This window comes from Mesorhizobium sp. WSM2240, from assembly GCF_040438645.1.
GTDB lineage: Bacteria > Pseudomonadota > Alphaproteobacteria > Rhizobiales > Rhizobiaceae > Allomesorhizobium.
Genome location: NZ_CP159253.1, coordinates 386,924 through 406,557, shown reverse-complemented (window position 1 = coordinate 406,557; position 19,634 = coordinate 386,924). Strand labels below are relative to the sequence as shown.

21 protein-coding genes, 1 tRNA gene and 1 riboswitch are annotated in these 19,634 nt (G+C 64.1%); of the genes, 15 read left to right on the top strand and 7 right to left on the bottom strand.

All coding sequences use genetic code 11. The features are described 5' to 3' along the window. Positions 1–3 precede the first annotated feature (3 nt). Positions 4–987: a threo-3-hydroxy-L-aspartate ammonia-lyase gene (locus tag ABVK50_RS01960; protein ID WP_353643041.1), complete on the top strand. Its 984-nt coding sequence runs from the start codon at positions 4–6 to the stop codon at positions 985–987. 202 nt (positions 988–1,189) lie between these two features. Here ABVK50_RS01960 and ABVK50_RS01955 read toward each other — a convergent pair whose 3' ends face one another. Next, positions 1,190–1,846 carry a response regulator transcription factor gene (locus ABVK50_RS01955; protein WP_353643042.1) on the bottom strand — a complete coding sequence of 219 codons (657 nt, stop codon included), beginning with the start codon at positions 1,844–1,846 and terminating at the stop codon, positions 1,190–1,192. Positions 1,847–2,170: 324 nt separating this feature from the next. On the opposite strand from ABVK50_RS01955, the gene ABVK50_RS01950 reads away from it, so the two are divergent. Continuing rightward, the gene (locus ABVK50_RS01950) at positions 2,171–2,581 is read left to right on the top strand and encodes a hypothetical protein (protein ID WP_353643043.1); all 411 of its coding nucleotides are present in this window, start codon (positions 2,171–2,173) and stop codon (positions 2,579–2,581) included. A gap of 22 nt (positions 2,582–2,603) precedes the next feature. Here ABVK50_RS01950 and ABVK50_RS01945 read toward each other — a convergent pair whose 3' ends face one another. Beyond that, entirely contained in the window at positions 2,604–3,047 is a 444-nt protein-coding gene (locus tag ABVK50_RS01945) for a hypothetical protein (protein ID WP_353643044.1), read from the bottom strand. Between the two features lie 102 nt (positions 3,048–3,149). Between ABVK50_RS01945 and ABVK50_RS01940 the strand changes: the two genes are divergently transcribed. Next, on the top strand, positions 3,150–3,497 hold the full coding sequence (locus tag ABVK50_RS01940; protein WP_353643045.1) for a DUF952 domain-containing protein: 348 nt from the start codon (positions 3,150–3,152) through the stop codon (positions 3,495–3,497). Continuing rightward, positions 3,494–4,582, top strand: a complete 1,089-nt coding sequence (locus ABVK50_RS01935) for a quinone-dependent dihydroorotate dehydrogenase (RefSeq protein ID WP_353643046.1) — start codon at positions 3,494–3,496, stop codon at positions 4,580–4,582. Before ABVK50_RS01940 ends, ABVK50_RS01935 begins: the two co-directional genes overlap by 4 nt. A gap of 192 nt (positions 4,583–4,774) precedes the next feature. On the opposite strand, the gene ABVK50_RS01930 is transcribed toward ABVK50_RS01935, so the two are convergent. Continuing rightward, on the bottom strand, positions 4,775–6,115 hold the full coding sequence (locus ABVK50_RS01930; protein ID WP_353643047.1) for an MATE family efflux transporter: 1,341 nt from the start codon (positions 6,113–6,115) through the stop codon (positions 4,775–4,777). A 669-nt stretch (positions 6,116–6,784) separates the two neighbouring features. Here ABVK50_RS01930 and ABVK50_RS01925 point away from each other — a divergent pair. After that, positions 6,785–7,915, top strand: coding sequence for an IS630 family transposase (locus ABVK50_RS01925; protein WP_353643048.1), 1,131 nt, complete (start codon positions 6,785–6,787; stop codon positions 7,913–7,915). Positions 7,916–7,953: 38 nt separating this feature from the next. Here ABVK50_RS01925 and ABVK50_RS01920 read toward each other — a convergent pair whose 3' ends face one another. Further along, complete coding sequence (locus ABVK50_RS01920) at positions 7,954–9,147, bottom strand: O-succinylhomoserine sulfhydrylase (RefSeq protein ID WP_353643049.1); 1,194 nt, start codon at positions 9,145–9,147, stop codon at positions 7,954–7,956. Between the two features lie 43 nt (positions 9,148–9,190). Further along, positions 9,191–9,268, bottom strand: a riboswitch (SAM riboswitch). Positions 9,269–9,347: 79 nt separating this feature from the next. Here ABVK50_RS01920 and ABVK50_RS01915 point away from each other — a divergent pair. Further along, positions 9,348–10,445 (top strand): 2'-deoxycytidine 5'-triphosphate deaminase, encoded by a 1,098-nt coding sequence (locus tag ABVK50_RS01915; RefSeq protein WP_353643050.1) that lies wholly within the window; start codon positions 9,348–9,350, stop codon positions 10,443–10,445. Between the two features lie 15 nt (positions 10,446–10,460). Here the strand turns inward: ABVK50_RS01915 and ABVK50_RS01910 are convergent, their stop codons facing one another. Then, positions 10,461–11,150, bottom strand: coding sequence for a GntR family transcriptional regulator (locus tag ABVK50_RS01910; RefSeq protein WP_353643051.1), 690 nt, complete (start codon positions 11,148–11,150; stop codon positions 10,461–10,463). Positions 11,151–11,307: 157 nt separating this feature from the next. Here ABVK50_RS01910 and ABVK50_RS01905 point away from each other — a divergent pair, with 157 nt between their 5' ends. From ABVK50_RS01905 to ABVK50_RS01870, 8 genes are read left to right on the top strand one after another with little or no spacing between them, the layout of a single operon-like run. Then, complete coding sequence (locus ABVK50_RS01905) at positions 11,308–12,117, top strand: FAD binding domain-containing protein (protein ID WP_353643052.1); 810 nt, start codon at positions 11,308–11,310, stop codon at positions 12,115–12,117. Positions 12,118–12,151: 34 nt separating this feature from the next. Then, complete coding sequence (locus ABVK50_RS01900) at positions 12,152–12,646, top strand: (2Fe-2S)-binding protein (protein ID WP_353643053.1); 495 nt, start codon at positions 12,152–12,154, stop codon at positions 12,644–12,646. Between the two features lie 9 nt (positions 12,647–12,655). After that, on the top strand, positions 12,656–14,032 hold the full coding sequence (locus ABVK50_RS01895) for a molybdopterin cofactor-binding domain-containing protein (RefSeq protein WP_353643054.1): 1,377 nt from the start codon (positions 12,656–12,658) through the stop codon (positions 14,030–14,032). After that, the gene (locus ABVK50_RS01890; RefSeq protein WP_353643055.1) at positions 14,019–15,029 is read left to right on the top strand and encodes a molybdopterin cofactor-binding domain-containing protein; all 1,011 of its coding nucleotides are present in this window, start codon (positions 14,019–14,021) and stop codon (positions 15,027–15,029) included. Before ABVK50_RS01895 ends, ABVK50_RS01890 begins: the two co-directional genes overlap by 14 nt. A 19-nt stretch (positions 15,030–15,048) precedes the next feature. Next, the gene (locus ABVK50_RS01885; protein WP_353643056.1) at positions 15,049–15,357 is read left to right on the top strand and encodes an EthD family reductase; all 309 of its coding nucleotides are present in this window, start codon (positions 15,049–15,051) and stop codon (positions 15,355–15,357) included. Between the two features lie 13 nt (positions 15,358–15,370). Beyond that, entirely contained in the window at positions 15,371–16,225 is an 855-nt protein-coding gene (locus ABVK50_RS01880) for a MoxR family ATPase (RefSeq protein WP_353643057.1), read from the top strand. After that, positions 16,225–17,397 carry a VWA domain-containing protein gene (locus ABVK50_RS01875; protein ID WP_353643058.1) on the top strand — a complete coding sequence of 391 codons (1,173 nt, stop codon included), beginning with the start codon at positions 16,225–16,227 and terminating at the stop codon, positions 17,395–17,397. Before ABVK50_RS01880 ends, ABVK50_RS01875 begins: the two co-directional genes overlap by 1 nt. Then, a complete protein-coding gene (locus ABVK50_RS01870) occupies positions 17,394–18,278 on the top strand; it encodes an amidohydrolase family protein (RefSeq protein ID WP_353643059.1) in 885 nt (294 codons plus the stop codon). Before ABVK50_RS01875 ends, ABVK50_RS01870 begins: the two co-directional genes overlap by 4 nt. A 47-nt stretch (positions 18,279–18,325) precedes the next feature. Here the strand turns inward: ABVK50_RS01870 and ABVK50_RS01865 are convergent. Then, a tRNA-Gly gene (locus ABVK50_RS01865) sits at positions 18,326–18,399 on the bottom strand. A gap of 126 nt (positions 18,400–18,525) precedes the next feature. Here ABVK50_RS01865 and ABVK50_RS01860 point away from each other — a divergent pair. Beyond that, positions 18,526–18,789, top strand: coding sequence for a DUF6460 domain-containing protein (locus tag ABVK50_RS01860; protein WP_008835770.1), 264 nt, complete (start codon positions 18,526–18,528; stop codon positions 18,787–18,789). Here ABVK50_RS01860 and ABVK50_RS01855 read toward each other — a convergent pair. Beyond that, positions 18,773–19,618, bottom strand: a complete 846-nt coding sequence (locus ABVK50_RS01855) for a histone deacetylase (protein ID WP_353646049.1) — start codon at positions 19,616–19,618, stop codon at positions 18,773–18,775. The genes ABVK50_RS01860 and ABVK50_RS01855 overlap by 17 nt on opposite strands. Between the last annotated feature and the right edge of the window lie 16 nt (positions 19,619–19,634).

Here is a 19,634-nt window from a genome sequence, read left to right as displayed (position 1 = left end):
CCAGTGATCGAATCCTCATCGCCTTCGCTGCGCATAACCACCTTCGAGGATGTGCTGGCGGCGCGGGCGCGGATTTCAGGCGCCGCGCACAAGACGCCGGTCCTGACCTCGCGAACCGCCGACGCGAAGGTGGGCGCAAGCCTGTTCTTCAAGGCGGAGAACCTTCAGCGTGGCGGCGCTTTCAAATTTCGCGGCGCTTACAATGCAATAGCCGCGCTGGAGGCGAGCGTCCGCCAAAACGGCGTCGTCGCCTATTCCTCCGGCAACCACGCCCAGGCGGTCGCCTACGCGGCCAGGCTCCAGGGTGTTCCCGCGACCAACGTCATGCCGAGCGACGCGCCGGCGATGAAAATTGCCGCGACCAAGGGCTACGGAGCCGAAATCGTCTTCTATGACCGCTACACGGAAGATCGCGAGGGGATCAGCCGTCGCCTCGCCGCCGAGCGCGGAGCGGCTCTGATCCCGCCATACGACCATCCCGAAATTATTGCGGGACAGGGCACCGCCGCGCTGGAACTGATCGAGGAGGTCGGGCCGATCGACATGCTTGTCGTGCCGCTGGGCGGTGGCGGCCTCCTTGCCGGCAGCGCGCTCGCTGCCCGGGCGACGGCGCCCGCCTGCACAATTGTCGGCGTGGAGCCGGAGGCCGGCAATGACGGCCAGCAATCATTGCACAAGGGCGAAGTGGTTCGCATCCCCGTGCCGAAGTCCATCGCCGACGGCGCCCTCACCACCCATCTCGGCAACCACAATTTCCCCATCCTGAAAGACAACGTCGACGACATCGTCACGATCTCGGACGCGCAACTGATCGAGACGATGAAGTTCCTCGCCGAGCGCATGAAGCTGATCGTGGAGCCGACAGGCTGCCTCGCCGCCGCCGCCGTCATGCATGGCGCGGTCGCCTGCGCCGGCAAGCGGGTCGGCATTCTGCTCAGCGGCGGCAATGTCGACCTGAAAGTGCTGGCGGCGATTCTGGGGGCATGATCCCGAAAGGTTGCGGACTTTTCGGATATGATCGCGCTGCTCGCTAGGCGATGGGAGATTCAGGTCAGGCCGCGCCGGAATCGAAGAGGGCGCGAAGCGACCAAAATGGTGGATTTCGAGAACGGGAGCGGAGCGTACATTCAGGGCCGTGAGCACCGGAAGCGCAGAAAGCCGCCATTTGCAGGCCGGCATCACCTGAATCTCAAGCCGCCGGCAGCGGGTCGGTTCCGATCTTGGACAGCAGGATCACCGCCTGGGTGCGGCTGTCCACGCCAAGTTTCTGCAGCACCGCCGAGACATGCGCCTTGATCGTCGCTTCCGAGACGCTGAGTTCGTAGGCGATCTGCTTGTTCAGAAGCCCTTCAGCCAGCATGCCGAGCACCCTCGCCTGCTGCGGGGTCAGCGATTGCAGCCGCTTGATCAGGTCGGAAATTTCGGGGTCGCGCTCGACGCCGAGGTCGATGCCTACAGGCGCCGTGATCCCGCCCGACAGCACCGTCATCACGCCCGCCCTTATGTCTTCCATGCTCGCCGACTTCGAGATGAAGCCGGACGCGCCGAGTTCAAGCGCGCGCCGTATCGTCTCGGCATCGTCATGGGCCGACACCACCACCATGGGCACCGCCGAATGGATGCCGCGCAGCGAGATCAGGCCGGAAAGGCCGCTGGCGCCAGGCATCGACAAATCGAGCAGCACGAGGTCGACATCCTCATTGGCCGCAACGAGCGCCTTCGTCGCCTCGAAATCTCCGGCCTCGAGGATCGTCGCGACATCGGCTATGCCGCCGAGCGCCTGCTTCAGCGCGCCGCGAAACAGGGGATGGTCGTCCGCGATGACGAACTTGTAGCCTGACGGCAATGAACCCTCCCCATCCCTCCGCTATGTCGTGCCAGCGGTTGATCGCCGATTATGCGGGGATGAGCGGGGTTTTCAAGCCGCAATCGAGAGGGCCCTTGCTTGGGGTGTGCCGGGATTCAGCTCAGGCCGAGTCGAAAATGGCGGATTTCGAGAACCGGAGCGGAGCCGTACATTCAGGTACGTGAGCACCGGAAGCGCAGAAAGCCACCATTTGCAGGCCGGCATCACCTGAATCCCGGCACACCCCGCAGATCGCCGGAAATTTACTTGCAGGGAACCGACTTGCCTCTGCACAGTTAAATCCATCTCACGCCGGATCCCCCGATGGATAAAATAAGGGAAGTCGCCATTTTCTGCGTCGGGCGCGCCGTGATGTTCGGCACGCTGGCGATCACCTGCGTGATGGTCGGCTTCTCGTTCAATCCGGTGTCGGCCTTCCGCGCCGGCGCCGTGCTGACCCTGCTGATGGCCGCGATCCTGATCTGGAAGGCCTACGCCGCAGCCCGCCAGAATCCGAAGTCGACCGAAGTCTGGATGTATCTCGACCAGAAGGCGCGGCCCGCCAACGAGCATTCGCGCTTCGTGTTCGCGACGGTCATGCGCGATGTTTACGCGCGGTTCGGGCAAGCTTCGCTCGCCGTCGCCTGCCTGTTCTTCGCCATCTCGATGATTTTCGTGATGTTCGGCTTCGAGGCCTACCAGCCGGAGGTCAGCCCGGCCATGGCGACGGAATGAGTCGTCTCGGGGTAGCTATCCGTCAGGTCTTCTGCGGGTCGGCGGGCGGAGTTTTCGGGCCTTCCGGCTCTTCCTCGAAATCCTTGGCGATGCCCATGAAGCGGCGCAGGAACCGCTCCATATAGCCCATCGTCTTCTCGAATTCCTCTTCCGTCGGCAGCGCCTGGTCGAGCTTGGCCGTCAGCCCACTCTCCAGTTTGGCGACCCGCTCCTCGAGCGCCTCGATTGCGGCTTCTAGCCTCTCGGTATCAGCCTGGAAAGCGGCGCGTTCATCGGCAGCCAGCTTGCAGACGAGTTGGCCGGAGCGTTCCTCGCACAGCGACATCTCGCCGGTCCGCCGGTCCATCCGGACATAGCCCCTGTCGGTTTTCTCAAGCGTATAGCGGTCGGTATTGTCCTGGGCGAAGACCGGTGCGCCCGCAAACGACATGACGATCGCAGCAGCGACGGTGGCAGTGGCACGCATGACTTCCTCCATTCGCGATCGGGGCAGGATGCCCGCGGTTTTCGCCGTAAATAGGGAGACGCCTCCCTTTTCCCGGCCCGGCTTCTGGCCTATAGGGCCCGCATGCGACAGACCGTTTACAAGATATGCCCGGAAGCGCTGTGGCGCGAGGCCGAAAATTCCGGAGTGTTTTCCGGCGCGCCGATCGACATCGCCGACGGCTTCATCCACTTCTCCACCGCCGATCAGGTCGAGGAGACAGCGACGCGCCATTTCGCCGGCCAGTCCGGCCTGCTCCTGGTGGCGATCGACGCCGAAAGGCTCGGACCAGCGCTGAAATACGAGGTTTCGCGCGGCGGCGCGCTGTTCCCGCATCTCTACGGCGCTCTCGACCTGTCCGCGGTGATCTGGGCGAAGCCGCTGCCGCTCGGCGCGAACGGCCATGAATTTCCGCCGCTGGAGCCTTCATGAACGCCATCGACCGGCTCGGCCAGAGGCTGCTCTTCACGCTCGATCCGGAAACTGCGCACGGCCTGTCGATCAAGGCGCTGAAATGCGGATTGCCGGTCGCCGCGAGGCCGCCCGTCGACCGCCGGCTGAAGGTCCGCGCGTGCGGGCTGGATTTCCCGAACCCGCTGGGCATGGCCGCCGGCTACGACAAGAACGGCGAAGTGCCCGATGCGCTGCTCAATCTCGGCTTCGGCTTCGCCGAGATCGGCAGCGTCACGCCGCTGCCGCAGCCGGGCAATCCGAAGCCGCGCATTTTCAGGCTGACGAAGGACGAAGCCGTCATTAACCGGCTTGGCTTCAATAATGAGGGCCATGTCCGCTGCGAAGAGCGGCTCGCCGCGCGGGCCGGCCGCCCCGGCATTGTCGGCGTCAACATCGGCGCCAACAAGGACAGCGCCGACCGCATCGCCGACTATGGACTGGGCGTGAAGCGCTTCGCCCGCTACGCCTCGTATCTGACCGTCAACATCTCGTCGCCCAACACGCCGGGTCTGCGCAACATGCAGGCGCGCACCGAGCTCGCCGAACTCCTGTCACGCGTCACCGCCGCTCGGGCGGCGCTTGCCGACGGCGCGGGGCGAAAAACGCCGCTGTTTTTGAAGATCGCACCCGATCTGGCCGAGGCCGAGCTCGAGGACATAGCGGCCGAAGTCGCCGCCGCTGCGATCGACGGCGTCATTGTCTCGAACACGACGATCTCCCGCCCCACTTTGCAATCGGTCGCTCTTTCGGGCGAGGCCGGCGGCCTGTCGGGAAAACCGCTATTCGAGCGCTCCACCACTGTGCTCGCAAAAATGCGCCGGCTCGTCGGGCCCGATCTGGCGCTGATCGGCGTCGGCGGCGTCAACTCCGCCGAGACTGCACTCGAAAAAATCCGTGCCGGGGCCGATCTCGTGCAGCTTTATACCGGGATGATCTATGCAGGTCCGGCGCTCCCCGGCCGCATCGTCGGCGATATGGCGCGTTTCGCTGAACGCGAGGGCCTTTCAAGCATTGGCAGTCTACGCGACAGCCGGCTGGACCATTGGGCCGCCAAGCCGCTTTAGCGCTTTGCAAATCGCCCCTCACCTTACCCTCTCCCCGTGAAAACCGGGGAGAGGGGGCGTCGTCGCTGACGCTAGTTTCCGCCAACGGCGATTGGCAGCAACGCGGATGTCTCCCTCTCCCATTTTTCATGGGGAGAGGGTAAGGGTGAGGGGCAGCGCAAACTGGAACCCCGTGAAAGCCGCAGGCCGGCCTCAACTGAATGTCCGAAGCCGCAGCCGAAGTATCGCCAGCAGGCTCAGTCCCCTCACGACCAGGAAGATGTGCAGCGCCGCCCACAGGCCGTGATTTCCGAAGGACCCGGTCAGCACCAGCATGGCGGCCACGGACACGCCAAGCGAGAGCAGCATCATATTGCGCATGTCGGTCGACCAGGTCGCGCCGATGAAGACGCCGTCCATCTGGAAGGCGAGCACGCCGCTGACGGCAGTGAACGCCGCCCATGGCAGATAGGCCGAGGCTATGTCGCGAATATCCTCCGCCGTCGTGATCAGCGCGATCAGGTCGCGCCCAGCGAGCAGAAACGCGGCGCAGGCGACGCCGGCAAGGCCGAAGCCCCATATCGACGTCAGCCACACGGCTCGCCGGAAGGCGGTAACGTTGCGCGCGCCGACGGCGCGCCCTGCCAGTTGCTCGGCGGCGGTCGCGAATCCGTCGAGGAAGAAGCCCGAGATCATGAAGAAGTTCATCAGCACCGCATTCGCGGCGAGCGTCAGCGTGCCGAACTGCGCGCCTTGTCGCGTGAACAGGGCGAACGCCGCCAGCAGAGAGAAGGACCGGATCATGATGTCGCGGTTGAGTGAAACCATGGCCCAGAACGGTTCGGCGTGCAGAAGCCGCTCGCGCGGCAGGCGTGGCGATTTTGAAAAGCGGACGACGATGATGGCGAGGCCGAGCAGCATGGCCGCGAACTCGCCGATGACCGTGCCCCAAGCGACGCCCGCCACGCCCCATGCGAGCCACAAGCCGAGCATGATCGACAGCGCGATGTTGATGCTGTTGAGGACGAGTTGCAGGACCAGGCCGAGCCCGCCCTCGCCCCTGCCGAGCACATAGCCGAGGATCGCGTAATTGATCAGTGCGAACGGCACCCCGAGAAACCTTATTCGGACATATTCGTCCAGCGCAGCGTTGACGCCGGGTTCCGCATCTATGAACCAGATGCCAACGATCGAAACCAGCGGCGCGCATGCCGCCAGCACCAGGCCCGCGACCAGCGCGATGGCGAAAGCGCGCCAGAACACCGCCTGCTCCTCTATTTCGTCGCCGCGACCGAATGCCTGCGCCACCAGCCCGGTTGTTCCTGAACGCAGGAAGTTGAAGGTGGTGAAGACCACGTCGAACACCAGCGCGCCCGCCGCCAGGCCGCCTAAAAGCGCTGCGTCTCCGAATTGCCCGACCACGGCCGTGTCGACCAGCCCGAGCATAGGCGTCGTCAGATAAGCGAGCGTCATCGGTATGGCTATCGACAGCACGCTGCGGTGCGTCACCGCGAAAGGTCTCGCCGAAACCGCTTCTGGCTGTTGCTGCCGCATACTTTCGCGCTCGATTCCCTGAGTTACCGGCGGGCCGGAACATGTCCCACGGCGGCCATGCCGGCGCAAGCCGAAGCCCGCGGCAAATCATTGGAGGGCTCAACCGTCGAACAGCCTCCTTTGTGGATAGAATCCACACCAATTTCGGCCAAAGCGAAGAAATACCCCTTCCGTATCAATGGGATGTCAGATTCTTGAAAAATCTTCGCACCCGATTTGTCCACATATCTAGCCCTCCCGCATAATGGCCTCACCGTTCTGGCGGGACCTGGTGCGCACCGGGTATCAGGCAGAACGGCGGTGACCTCCCGCCATGGGATCGGAACCCATGGCTCCGAGGGCGTCCGACGGGCCGGCATTCCGGAAGCCAGGCGCCAATGCCTGGCTGAAGGCGGATCATCCGCGCGTCATTGTCCATGGAAAGAACATGGAGCGGGGCGCGTGACCGGTCGACCGGGCGACAGACACCGGCGGGGCGCGGAAGCTGCGCCACGTATTTAAGTTTCGGTAGGCAAGGCCATGCGCCCCGCTTCCCGACTTCTTGCAACAGCCAGGGCGGAAACGCAGCGTGGCAACGGAGAGATGCGTGCCGGGGACAGTTTTACCCCGACTCGCTGACAACGCGAAGAAGAGGTTGACAGGTAGTTTGGGGTCGATTCTTTTGGCCGCATGATTCGCGGCGGTTTTCTCAGCGAGGAAGGGCGTGCCTATCTGCAGGCGGTGGTGCGGCGGCCGACGGAGAGGCACGGGGTTGCGCGCCGTGCCAACGCCATCCTGCTGCTGGACGACGGCTGGAGCTGTGAAGATGTAGCGCGGGCGCTCTACCTCGACGACGACACGGTGCGCGGCTGGCACAAGGCTTTTACCACCGACGGAACGCAAGCGTTGCGGAGCTTCGGCTGGAAGGGCAGCCAGAGCAAGCTGTCGCGCTGCCAGGAAGCCGAACTGGTCGAGACGTTGTCGGCCAAGCTTTTTCCGAGCACGGCGGCGGTGATGGCGCATGTCGAACGGCGCTACGGGATCGCCTATTCCAAACCGGGAATGATCCAGCTGTTGCACCGGCTGGGTTTCGATTACCGCAAGCCCAAGGGGCTGCCGGCCAAGGCCGACGCGGCGGCGCAGGAAGCTTTCGTGACCTGCTACGATAAGCTGCTCAACCGGCTCGAGCCCGACGAGATCGTCTACTTCAGCGATGCCGTGCATCCCGAGTATCAAAGCCGGCCGGCCTATGGCTGGATCCGGCGCGGCGACAAGCTCGCCGTCAAGCGCGGCAAGGGCCGTGAACGCATGAACCTCATGGGCGCACTGTGCCTGGAGAACTTCGACCTGCAGCTGATCGAAACACTGAAGATGTCGACACAGACGACGATCGATCTGCTTGCCAAGCTGGAGCGCGCCAACCCAAACAAACGTGTGATCCACCTTATCCTCGACCGGGCGCCGGTTCACCGCGGCGAGGCCGTCAGAGGCTGGCTGACGCGGCCAGGATGCCGCATCCGGCTGCATTTCCTGCCCGCTTACGCCCCCAATCTCAACGCCATCGAGCGATTGTGGAAAGTCATGCACGAGCATGTCACCCACAACCGCTACTACGACAATTTCCGCGCCTTCGCCGACGCCATCATGCGCTTCTTCAAATCCACCCTGCCGCGGAACTGGAAGACCATCCGCGATACCGTCAACGACAATTTCGTTATCGTTCGACCCGAGCAATTTCGGGTTATCGGCCAGACCGGGTATTACTTTCTTCCGCGGAAAGGCAGCGGCAGTCTAGAGGTTCGCGCTGGCGGAAAAAAGTAAACTGTCCCCTGCGGCAGACCGCCAATAGACGTGTTACCTCACCCCACCGCCCGCAGCGCCTGCTCGATGTCCTCCAGCAGATCGTCTGTATCCTCCAGCCCGACCGAAAGGCGCAGCGTCCCTGGCCCGATGCCGAGTTCGGCGCGCGCCTCGTCGGAGAGGTTCTTGTGCGTGGTGGTCGCGGGGTGCGTGATCAGGCTTTTGGCGTCGCCGAGATTGTTGGAGATCAGCACCACGTCCAGTGCGTTCTGGAAGGCGAAGGCGGATTTCTTGCCGTCCTTCAGGTCGAGGCAGATCAGCGTCGAGCCGCCGAGCATCTGCTTCTTCACGAGATCGGCTTGCGGATGATCGCTGCGTCCCGGATAGATCACGCGCGAAACCTCTGGCCGCTCGGCCAGGAAATCGGCGATTTTGCCGGCGCTTTCCGTCTGCTGGCGCACCCGCAGCGGCAGCGTCTCCAGCCCCTTGAGAAGCGTCCAGGCGTTGAACGGCGACAGGCTCGGGCCGGTGTGGCGGAAATAGTCGTGCAAATTCTCGTCGATCCACTTCTTGTCCGACAGGATGATGCCGCCGAGACACCGCCCCTGGCCGTCGATGTGCTTGGTCGCCGAATAGACGACGACATGCGCGCCGAGCGTGAGCGGCTTCTGCTGCAGCGGGGTGGCGAATACATTGTCGACCACCAGCCGGCCGCCGATCGAATTGGCGAGCCTTGCCACGGCCTCGATGTCGATGACTTCGAGCGTCGGGTTGGTCGGGCTTTCGAGGAAAAAGAGCTTGGTGTTGGGGCGCACCGCCCTCTCCCAATTCTCGATCCTGGTGCCGTCGACCAGCGTCGCCTCGATGCCGTATCTCGGCGCCAGCGTCTCGACCACCCACCGGCAGGAGCCGAACAGCGCGCGCGCGGCAACGATATGGTCGCCGGCCGTGAGGGAGCACAGAATCGCCGCCGTCACCGCCGCCATGCCCGACGCCGTGGCGCGCGCGTCCTCGGCGCCCTCCAGCGCGCACATGCGCTTTTCGAACATGTCGACGGTCGGATTGGCGTAGCGCGAATAGATGAAGCCCGGCTCCTCGCCCTTGAAACGGGCTTCGGCGGCTTCGGCAGTGTCGTAGACATAGCCCTGCGTCAGGTAGATCGCCTCGGAGGTCTCGCCGAAGCCCGAACGCAGCGTTCCGGAGTGCACGAGCTGGGTGGCTGGCTTCCAGTTGCGCTTCTTTTCGATGGTCATTGCGCTGTCCCCAAAATACAAAAAACCGGCCGCGAAAATCGCAACCGGTCCATCAACGGCCCTTTAGCGATTTATTTAACGTGGCTGCAAGCCGACCGGCCAAATCACCACGGGATAAATGTCCATTAGACCCACGGCCGGCTTGCGTCAATTGCCGGCTTCATTAAACCTCGCCGGATATTTTAAAGGAGCGGACGCGCTTGCGGCAGACGGGCATTCTTCCGGACCAGGACATTGCGGGGCTGTTTCAGTCCGGCGCGCTGGTGTCTGCCAAAGCGCTCGACGCGGACCAGATCCAGCCGGCAAGCCTCGACCTGAGGCTCGGCGAGAAAGCCTGGCGGGTGCGCGCCAGCTTCCTGCCGGGACCGAACTGTCGCGTTTCGGAAAAGCTCGATCGGCTGAAGCTGCACGAGATCGACCTGACAAACGGCGCGGTGCTCGAGACCGGCTGCGTCTACATCGTGCCGCTGCTCGAAAGCCTGAACCTGCCGGCCGGCGTGTCGGCCTCGGCAAATCCGAAAAGCTCGACCGGACGCCTCGACATCTTCACCCGCGTCATGACCGATCGCGGCCAGGAATTCGACAAGATCCAGGCCGGCTATTCCGGCCCGCTCTATCTGGAGGTCAGCCCCCGCACCTTCCCGATCATCGCGCGCACCGGCTCGCGGCTTTCCCAGATCCGCTTCCGCATCGGCAACGCGCTGCTTTCGGAAACGGAGCTTCACCGGCTGCACGCTGGCGAAACGCTGGTCGCATCCGAAATGCCGAACATTTCCGGCGGCGGCATAGCGCTCTCGATCGACCTCAGCGGCGATGCCGGCCGCCTGATCGGCTATCGCGGCAAGCACCACACCAGCCTGGTCGACGTCGACAAGCGCGCCGCCCACGGCGTCTATGATTTCTGGGAGCCGCTCTACAATCGCGGCGGGGCGGGCGAACTCATCCTCGACCCGGACGAGTTCTACATCCTTGTGTCGCGCGAGGCGGTGCACGTGCCTCCGCTCTACGCCGCCGAGATGACGCCTTTCGATCCGTTGGTCGGCGAATTCCGGGTGCACTATGCCGGCTTCTTCGATCCCGGTTTCGGCCATTCGGCCGCCGGCGGTACCGGCAGCCGCGCTGTGCTGGAAGTGCGCAGCCACGAAGTGCCGTTCATCCTCGAGCACGGCCAGATCGTCGGCCGCCTCGTCTACGAGCACATGCTGTCGCGGCCGAAAGCGCTCTACGGGACCGATCTCGGCTCGAACTACCAGGCGCAGGGCCTGAAACTCTCGAAGCATTTTCGTCCGGCGGACTGACGCCGGACGCGCAACTCAGGATCCGGTGCGCGTCGGCACCGGCAGCCGCTCGAAATATTCCTGGTGCTCGCGCGCCACGCACGCCGCCCGCTCGGCGTCGCCGCTCGCGATCGCGTCGACGATCGGCTGATGACTGTCGGCGATCTCGACAAGGTCGAGGCCTTCGACCAGCATCGTGATGGTGGTGCGGGTCTCGATCTGCAGCGACTGCCAGATGTTGAGCAGCAGCCGGTTGCCGGCCGCCTGCATGATGGCACGGTGGAACTTTACCGAATGCTCGACCACGCCATGCGTATCGGCCGCCAGCGCGGCCGCATGCATCATGTCGACCTCGCGCTGCAGAAGAGCCAGATCGCAGCTCCGCTTGGCCGTGGCGGTCCTGGTCGCCTGCTCCTCGAGCGCGCCGCGCACCGCATAGATCTCGCGCAGCCCTTCGCCCATCACCTCGGCGACATATGTCCCGCGCCGCGGTAAATTGGTGACGAGGCCGGTCGCCTCCAGCTCGCGCAGCGCCTCGCGTACTGGACCTTGGCTCGTCCCGAATTCCTGCGCAATCCGCAATTCCACCAGCCGTTCGCCGGGATGGTAGTGGCCGCCCAGTATGCGCCGCAGCAGCGCCTCCTTGAGCCGCTGGCGCAGGGGAACGTTCACGAACGCCGCCTCCGGCGCTGTATCCGCTGATCCGATCTTGCGCAGTTGGTTCATGCCCACTGTCCGCCCGTTCCGCCTTCAAGGTCGCCGCTTCGCCGCTTGCGCAATGCAGCATCATATTTCCCGCCATCGCGGTTGACAAAATAATTCTTGTTTATCGATAATGGATAATCAAGAGGCGGAAAGCCCACTCTCGTCTGGGAGGACACCGATGTTGCAGGCGGTAATCGTGCCGGGCTCGCTCGCCCTCGCACAGGAAGCACTGGCCAAGCATCCCGGCGCGGCGCTGATGGCCGGCGGTACGGTAGTGATGCCGGTTCTGAATTACGGCACGGACAGCTTCGATACGCTGGTAAGTCTCCGCAAGGCCGGTCTCTCCGGAATCTTTGTCAGCGACGGCAAGGTCTCCATCGGCGCGGCCACCTCACTTAGCGAATTGCAGGAGAGGCCGGAGCTCGCCTTCCTGGGGCCGGCGATCGACACGATCGCATCCCCGACCATCCGCAACATGGCCACCGTCGGAGGCAACCTTTTCGTCGAGCAACCCTATGGCGATCTTGCCGTCTGCCTCATTGCGCTCGGCGCCACCGCCGCCGTCGCGGATGGCGGCGCGGCGCGCTTCGAGCCTGTCGAAAGCCTTGTCCGTCATGGCGTCGCGAAAGGCGAAATCGTCACCAAGATTTCCTTCACGCTGCCTGCGCCGGGAACCTTCAAATTCGTCAAGGCTACGCGCCGCGCCTTCAATTCCGCTTCGATCGTCACGGTGGCGGCAGTGATCGGGGTCGAAGGCAGAAAGGTTGCCAATTGCAGCGTCGCGCTGGGCGGCGTTGCCAGGCATCCGGTGCGGGCCAAGTCGGTGGAGGAAAAATTGCTCGGGCAGACCCTCGACCGCGCAAGCGTCATGGCCGCAGCCGAAGCGGCGGGCAACGACATCGAGCCATTCGACGACGCCTATGCCAGCGCCTGGTACCGCAGACGCGTGACGCCGGTCCACATCAGGCGCGCGCTGATCGGCGACTAGGCAGCATCGAAGACAGAGTCACCGGGAGGAAGCCATGAAGCACGCAGTCGTATCGCTAACCATCAACGGTGCCGAGCGGCAGATGCTGGTCGCGCCGGGCGCCACCCTGCTCGACGCCTTGCGCGAGAGCCAAGGGCTGACCGGTACGCGGCGCGGCTGTGACCAGGGCGCTTGCGGCGCCTGCACCGTGCTGCTGGACGGTCGGACCGTGATGTCCTGCATGGTGCCTGTCGAAACCGTCGACGACGCTCGCGTCGACACGATCGAGGGGCTGACGCCGGCGCAGGGGCTGCACCCGATCCAGGAGGCATTCCTGGAAGGCTTCGCCACACAATGCGGCTTCTGCACCTCGGGCATGATCATGGCGACCGCCGGCCTGCTCGCGAAAAACCCCGACCCGACGCGGGAAGACGCCGTCCGCGCCATCTCCGGCAATGTCTGCCGCTGCACCGGCTACGAGGCGATCATCGACGCAGTGCTCGACGCAGCCAAACGCGTGGGCGCTGCCGGCTCTGCCCGGGCAGCTTGAGGAAGTACCATGGAAAAGATCGACGCTAGCTTCTTTTCAGCCGAGCGCGAGGCCGAACTCGACGTGGTCGGCACGAGCGTCCAGCGCGCCGACGCGCGCGGTCACGTCACCGGTCGCACGCAGTTCTACGAGGATTTCAGCTTTCCCGGCATGCTGCACCTGAAAATGGTGCGCTCCACCCGTCACCATGCGCTGATCCGCAATCTGGACGTTGCGCCGGCCATGCAAGTGCCCGGCGTGGTGCGGGTGCTGACCCATAAGGACGTGCCCAACAACTGGTACACGATCCTGAAGCTGATCGGCGTCGAGCCGGACGATGAGCCGGTGCTGCCGGAAGATCGAGTGCTGTTTAGGGGCGAGCAGATCTGCGCCGTGCTTGCCGAGACGCCGCAGGCGGCGCTCGAAGGCGCCCGCCGCGTGGTCGTCGATTATGAAGACCTGCCGGCGGTATTCGACGTCGAGGAGGCGATGACATCGACGCCCTTCAAGAAGCACGGCACCAATTATTTCGTCTATGAGGGCCACAATTGCCGGCGCATCCGCTTCGGCGACGTCGATAAGGCGTTCGCCGGAGCAGACCACATCATCGAGCATCGCTACGAATCCTCACCGATCGAGCACGCGCCGACCGAAACGACCGGCTGCATCGCCAAGCCCGAAGGCAACGGCCGCGTCACCGTCCATTCAAATACGCAGGCGCTCTACTTCACGCTCGACAACATGGCGCTGATCCTCGGCGTGCCGTTCAACAAGCTGCGCCTCGTCGGCGGCACTGTCGGCGGCGGCTTCGGCGGCAAGGTCGACGTCATGGTCGAGCCGATCGCGGCGCTGGGGGCAATGCTCACCAACCGGCCCGTGAAGTATGCCTACAGCCGCGCCGAGGAGATGCAGGTGTCGTCGCCGCGCGCCGCCGAACGCATCTACATCAAGGACGGCGTGATGAAGGACGGGCGCATCGTCGCCCGCAAAGTTACGCTCTATGTCGACGCCGGCGCCTATTGCCGCCACTCGACCTATGGCACCACCAAGGCTGCGGCGCACATGCCGGGGCCGTACACGATCCCCAACGTTCATGTCGATGCCTATTGCGTCTACACCAACCGCACGCCGTCCTCGGCCATGCGCGGCTTCGGCGTGACTATCGGCGACTTCGCGCTGGAATCGCAGATGGACCAGGTCGCGCGCTTCCTCGGCATGGATCCGATGCAGTTCCGGCTCATCAACGCCTATCGCGACGGCGATATGAAAGCGCATCGCAAGAAGGTGGAAGGAGCGGCCCTCGTCGAGGTCATCCAGGCGGCCGCGAAACAGACCGGACATTCGCTACCGCAGGAATTCGCATCGATGTCTTCGCTGAAGCGGGAGGCAAGCCATGGCCAGGCTTAGGGGACGCGGCGTCGCCGCCGTAAACTACCCTACCGGCATGAATCTCGGCGGTGATCCGAGCCAGGCGCTGGTCCATGCAACCACCACCGGCAGTTTCGTCATCACGCTGTCGAGCGTCGATCTCGGCCAGGGCATCAAGACCGTCGCGGCGCAGATCTGCGCCGAAACGCTCGGCGTGCCCTATGACACCGTCATGGTCGACACCGCCGACACCGACACCGGGCCTCACTGCATGGGCACTTTCGCCTCGCGCGGCACGCACCGCATCGGCAACGCTGTCATCATGGCGGCCTGTGAAGCCCGCGAGGTGCTGATGAGTATCGCGGCTACCGAACTCGAGGTCGATGCCGGGGACCTCGTCACCGACGGGAAGGGCCGTATCCATGTGAACGGCGCGCCGGACAAAGGCATCGCCGTGCTGGATGTCGCGCTCGCCGCCCACTTCAAGCACGGCAAGACCATTTCCGGCCGCGGCATCTTCCTGAAACCGAAGAGCGAGGTCGTTCCGGAGACCGGCGAGATGGACCCGGATTCATGCCAGGCGCATGCCTGCACCGTCGCCGAGGTGGAAGTGGACGATGAGACCGGCGAGGTCACCGTTCTCAAGATGACCAATGCCTATGAAATCGGTCGCGCCGTCAATCCCGCACTGGCTCACCAGCAGATCGTCGGCGGGGCATGGATGGGCATCAGCCACGCGCTCTACGAGACCACCGAACCTTACTACCCGGACCGCTCGCACGGGCCGCTCGACTTCTCCGAATATCTGATGCCCGGCCCCGGCGACCTGGCCGAAATGGATTCGGTGATCATTGAACGCCCGGCCTCGAACGGGCCGTATGGCGCCAAGGGAATAGGCGAGATGACCGCCAACTCACCCATCCCGGCGATCGCCAATGCGATCTTCGACGCCTGCGGCGTGCGCGTCACTTCGATGCCGATCACGCCGGAAAAGATATTGCGCGGGCTCGACACCCTGCGCGCCCAGACAAATTGAACCAGCGAAGGACAATGACATGATCAAAGTGATGGCCCTGATGAAGCGCAAGGATGGCATGAGCTTCCAGGATTTCAGGAAATGGATTCTCGAAGACCACGTTGCGTTTGCGCGCAACCTGCCGGGCCTGAGGAAGTATACATCGAACGTGCTGCGCGCCGAAAATGCCGACGCTCCGTTCGATGGCATGTCCGAAATGTACTTCGACGACGAAGCGGCAATGGCCGCGGCGTTCAGCACGGAAGCGGGCAAGGAGGCGGGCGGCGACGCCGCCGCCCATTGCTCCAATCGCTTCCGCATGGTGTGCGACGAGAAGCAGCAATTTTGAGCGGATCAAAGGCTTGCCCTCGCCCCTGACACAGGATCGGCTCGACGCCGAGCTTGCCGCCGCCGGCTATCTGGCCGACGAGACACTGGTGACGGCGCTCTATCTCGCGCTCGAGCTCGGCAAGCCGTTGCTTCTCGAAGGTGTGCCAGGCGTCGGCAAGACCGAGGTGGCAAAGACGCTCGCCGCCATTCTCGGCCGCGAATGCCTCAGGCTGCAATGCTATGAGGGCATCGATTCGACAAAGGCGCTCTACGACTGGGATCACGCACGGCAATTGCTGCACGTGCGGGTCGCGGAGCGTAGCGGCAAGGTCGAGACATCGGATCTTTACGCGGAAAAATTCCTGATAGAAATGCCGCTGCTCAAGGCGCTGCGCAATGCCTCCGCGACGGTGCTGCTGATCGACGAGATCGACCGCGCCGACGACGCCTTCGAAGCCTTCCTGCTCGAATTCCTGTCGGATTTCCAGATTTCCATTCCCGAGATCGGGACCGTGCGGGCCGCTCAGCCTGTGGTGGCGATCCTGACCTCCAATCGGACGCGGGAACTGCACGACGCGCTGCGCCGCCGCTGCCTCTATCACTGGATCGACTATCCCGAGCGGGCGCGCGAGCGCGCCATCATCGAGCGCCACGCGCCGGGCGTCGCCGCGGAAGCAGCCGAAATGCTAGTTGATGCGGTGGCGAGCATCAGGCGGCTGCCGCTGATCAAGCGGCCGGGCATCTCGGAAAGTATCGACTGGGCGCGCGCGGCGGAAGTACTCCACCGCGACGGCGCCGCGTGGCCCGAAGCCTTGCAACGCTCGCTCGGCCTGCTCGTCAAGGATCAGGAGGACTTTGCCGCCATCCAGAAGGCGGGCGTGTTGTGATGGCAAATACTGCTCCCCGCTCCCGGCCGGCGTTCATGGCGGCCGAACTGCTTGCCGGCTTTCCGGCGGCGTTGAGGGAGGCTGGCCTTGCGGCAGATCCGGGCCGGGCGGTTTGCTTTCTCCAGGCGGTGCGGGCAGCTCCGCCTCGCCGCATATCCGATCTTGCCAGGATCGGTCGTGTCACGCTCATAGGTTCGCCGGCGGATTTCCCGATCTACGACGCGGTGTTCGAGGCGTGGTTCGGTCAGGTGGCCGTGATCGAGGCCGCACCGGACGAAGATGACGAGGCCGCCAAACCGTCGCCGCCAAAAGGCGATCAGCCTCCCCTGGACCCACTGGACGGCGACGCTGCCGGCAAGGCCGCGGCCGACGATTTGTTGCGCGGACGCAAGACTTTCGGCCGCATGAACGACGCCGAAACGCTGTCTCGCATCCGGCGCGGGATCGCCTCCCTGCCTCATATGACGAGCCGGAACTGGGCGCGGTCGCCAGCCGGACCACGGATCGACCTTGCCCGCACCTGCAGGGCCGCGCGCGCCACGTTCGGCGAGACGCTGCGCATGATGCGGATGGCGCGGCCGGAGCGTCCGCGCAAGCTGCTGCTCCTGATCGACGTCTCCGGTTCGATGAAGGCGCAGTCGGAAGTCAATCTGCGTTTTGCACATCTGCTCGTGCGCGCGCGGCCGCGGGTCGAGTGTTTCTGCTTCGGCACCAGCCCCAGCCGGGTGACGGGCATGCTCAGGCATCGCGACCCCGATCAGGCGCTCGGCCGCCTGGCGGACATGGTGTTCGATTTCGACGGCGGCACCCGCATCGGCTCGTCGCTCGATGAATTCCTGTCGGTGTCACGTTATGCAGCGCTGGTCCGAGGCGCGGTGACGGTGATCCTGTCCGACGGGCTCGAACGCGGCGACCCAGCGGAAATGATCCACGCGATCGAGCGCATGGCGCGGCTCAGCCACCGTCTGGTCTGGGCGACGCCACTGGCCGCCGACCCTCGCTATCGGCCCCTTACCCGAGCCATGGCCGGAATCCTGCCGCATCTCGATGACCTCTGCGATGCGGGCGGCTTGGGCGCGCTGGAGCGGCTGGCCGCACGCCTAGATGCCGTCGAACACGGGCCGCGCGGCCAGGCGGGGCGGCGGTTTTCCACCACTGGGATTGCGGCATGATCGGCATCGTCGACGCCCACCATCACATCTGGCGGCAGGCCGATCTTCCCTGGCTGCAGGGGCCGATGGTTCCGCGCATCTTCGGTCCCTACGAGCCTATCCGCCGCGACTATCCGATCGAGGAATTTCTGGCCGACATCGCCGGATCAGGCGTCGGAAAGTCCGTCTACGTGCAGACGAACTGGGCGAAACCGCAGGCCGTCGTGGAGGTCGAGTGGGTTCAAGGCATTGCCGACCGGCACGGCTGGCCGCACGGCATCGTGGGTTATGCAGATCTCCTGTGCGACGATGCAAGAGAAACCATGAAGCGCCAGGCGGCTTTTCCGCTGATGCGCGGCGTCCGCATGCAGCTTCACTGGCATGAAAACGAGATGTACCGCTTCGCCGCCTCGCCGGACCTGATGAACGATGCCCGGCTGCGGAAGTACATCCGCGTCCTCGCCGATCATGGCTGGTCGTTCGACTTGCAGGTCTTCACTTCGCAAATGGCCGATGCGGCGAGACTGGCGGCCGACAATCGCGACATAGTCTTCGTGCTCCAGCATGCGGGTATGCTGGAGGATCTGTCTCCAGTTGGCAGGCAAGCGTGGCGCGAGGGCATGAAGCGGCTTGCGGCGGAGGAAAATGTCGTCAGCAAATTGTCCGGACTGGGAACCTTCATCCACCGCAACTATCCGGCGCATGTGGCCGATGTCGTTGCCGAAACAATCGCCATGTTCGGGTCTGACCGCTGCCTGTTCGGCAGCAACTTTCCGATCGAAAAACTCTGGACAAGTTATGCCGATCTTGTCGCAGCGCATCGAGCAGCGCTCGCCTCATATTCGCGGGAAGATCAGGAAGCGGTCCTGCGCGACACCGCCATTAGGGTTTACCGGCTATGAGCCGCGAGGCGCGCCGATGCCGGAAAGTTATTCCGCACTGGCTTGGCTGGAGCGGGTAGCGGGAATCGAACCCGCGCGTTCAGCTTGGGAAGCTGACAGGCTACCATTACATCATACCCGCGCAGCCGCTCGAATATCACGGTCCCGTGCCGATCGGCAATCGCAAAGGTAGCGATATCCGGCCAAGACTTGAACACGCCGCCGCGACTGCGTATGTCGGCGCTGTGCCAATCGTGGGAGAAATGACTTGTCCGGACTTACGCGCTTCCTCGGCGACAGCCCGCTGCGGGTATTTCTGAAACTCCTCGTCGTCTCATTCCTCGTCGGTATCGTGATGAGCACGTTCGGCTGGTCGCCTTTCGACATCCTCGAAAGCATCCGGGATTTCTTCCTGCGCATGTGGTACATGGGCTTCGCGACCATTGACCGCTTCCTGGGTTACCTGCTGCTCGGCGCGGCGATCGTCGTCCCGGCCTTCATCCTGTTGAGGCTGTTCAGCTACCGCCGCTGAATTCGGCCGCAACCTCGAACAGTATGGTGTGGCGCGCGGCGAGGGCCTGGATGTCGCGCGAATAGCCGCCACCGATGACGCCGCAGACCGGAATTCCGCACTCCCTGAAATGGCCGATCGTCAGCCTGTCACGGGCGCGCAGCCCATCATCGGATAAGGAGAGCCGACCGAGGCGGTCGTCGGCATGCGGATCGACGCCGGCATTGTAGAAGACGATGTCCCAGGCCGCCCGGCCGGAAAGCATCGGCAGGATATCGCCGAGCCTCTCCAGATAGGCGTCATCACCCGTGCCGTCCGGCAGGGCGACGTCCAGATCGGAAGCGATCTTGCGCTCCGGGTAATTGCGGTCACCATGCATCGAGAAGGTGAAAGCACGCGGTTCGTTTCCGAGGATATCGGCCGTGCCGTCGCCCTGGTGTACGTCGAGGTCGACGACCAGCACATTCGCGGCCAGCCCTTCGGCGATCAGCCCAAGCGCCGCAACGGCCACGTCGTTGAAGGTGCAGAAGCCGGCGCCATGAGCGTATCTGGCGTGATGGCTGCCGCCGGCCGTATTGCAGGCGATGCCGTTCGCGAGCGCCAGCCGCGCCGAGAGAATGGTTCCCCCAGCGGCGAGTAGCGCGCGACGCGACACTTTCTCGCCAATCGGAAAGCCGATCTCACGTTCGATGCTCGCGGGAACCGTGCAAGCGATCACCTGGTCGACATAAGCTGGGTCATGCGCGAGCTTCAGCCAGCCGGGTTCGGCCGGAACGGGCTGGTACAGGTTTGACGGCGTGGCGAGGCCGCACGCATCGAGTTGCTCCATCAGGGCGCTGTATTTGCCCATCGGAAACCTGTGCTCC

Excerpts from the sequence above, each read along its gene's own strand:
- ABVK50_RS01950 (WP_353643043.1), top strand. The coding sequence starts at position 2,171 with ATGGATAAAATAAGGGAAGTCGCCATTTTCTGCGTCGGGCGCGCCGTG.
- ABVK50_RS01945 (WP_353643044.1), bottom strand. The coding sequence starts at position 3,047 with ATGCGTGCCACTGCCACCGTCGCTGCTGCGATCGTCATGTCGTTTGCG.
- ABVK50_RS01940 (WP_353643045.1), top strand. The coding sequence starts at position 3,150 with ATGCGACAGACCGTTTACAAGATATGCCCGGAAGCGCTGTGGCGCGAG.
- ABVK50_RS01935 (WP_353643046.1), top strand. The coding sequence starts at position 3,494 with ATGAACGCCATCGACCGGCTCGGCCAGAGGCTGCTCTTCACGCTCGAT.
- ABVK50_RS01930 (WP_353643047.1), bottom strand. The coding sequence starts at position 6,115 with ATGCGGCAGCAACAGCCAGAAGCGGTTTCGGCGAGACCTTTCGCGGTG.
- ABVK50_RS01925 (WP_353643048.1), top strand. The coding sequence starts at position 6,785 with ATGATTCGCGGCGGTTTTCTCAGCGAGGAAGGGCGTGCCTATCTGCAG.
- ABVK50_RS01920 (WP_353643049.1), bottom strand. The coding sequence starts at position 9,147 with ATGACCATCGAAAAGAAGCGCAACTGGAAGCCAGCCACCCAGCTCGTG.
- ABVK50_RS01910 (WP_353643051.1), bottom strand. The coding sequence starts at position 11,150 with ATGAACCAACTGCGCAAGATCGGATCAGCGGATACAGCGCCGGAGGCG.
- ABVK50_RS01905 (WP_353643052.1), top strand. The coding sequence starts at position 11,308 with ATGTTGCAGGCGGTAATCGTGCCGGGCTCGCTCGCCCTCGCACAGGAA.
- ABVK50_RS01900 (WP_353643053.1), top strand. The coding sequence starts at position 12,152 with ATGAAGCACGCAGTCGTATCGCTAACCATCAACGGTGCCGAGCGGCAG.
- ABVK50_RS01895 (WP_353643054.1), top strand. The coding sequence starts at position 12,656 with ATGGAAAAGATCGACGCTAGCTTCTTTTCAGCCGAGCGCGAGGCCGAA.
- ABVK50_RS01890 (WP_353643055.1), top strand. The coding sequence starts at position 14,019 with ATGGCCAGGCTTAGGGGACGCGGCGTCGCCGCCGTAAACTACCCTACC.
- ABVK50_RS01885 (WP_353643056.1), top strand. The coding sequence starts at position 15,049 with ATGATCAAAGTGATGGCCCTGATGAAGCGCAAGGATGGCATGAGCTTC.
- ABVK50_RS01875 (WP_353643058.1), top strand. The coding sequence starts at position 16,225 with ATGGCAAATACTGCTCCCCGCTCCCGGCCGGCGTTCATGGCGGCCGAA.
- ABVK50_RS01870 (WP_353643059.1), top strand. The coding sequence starts at position 17,394 with ATGATCGGCATCGTCGACGCCCACCATCACATCTGGCGGCAGGCCGAT.
- ABVK50_RS01855 (WP_353646049.1), bottom strand. The coding sequence starts at position 19,618 with ATGGGCAAATACAGCGCCCTGATGGAGCAACTCGATGCGTGCGGCCTC.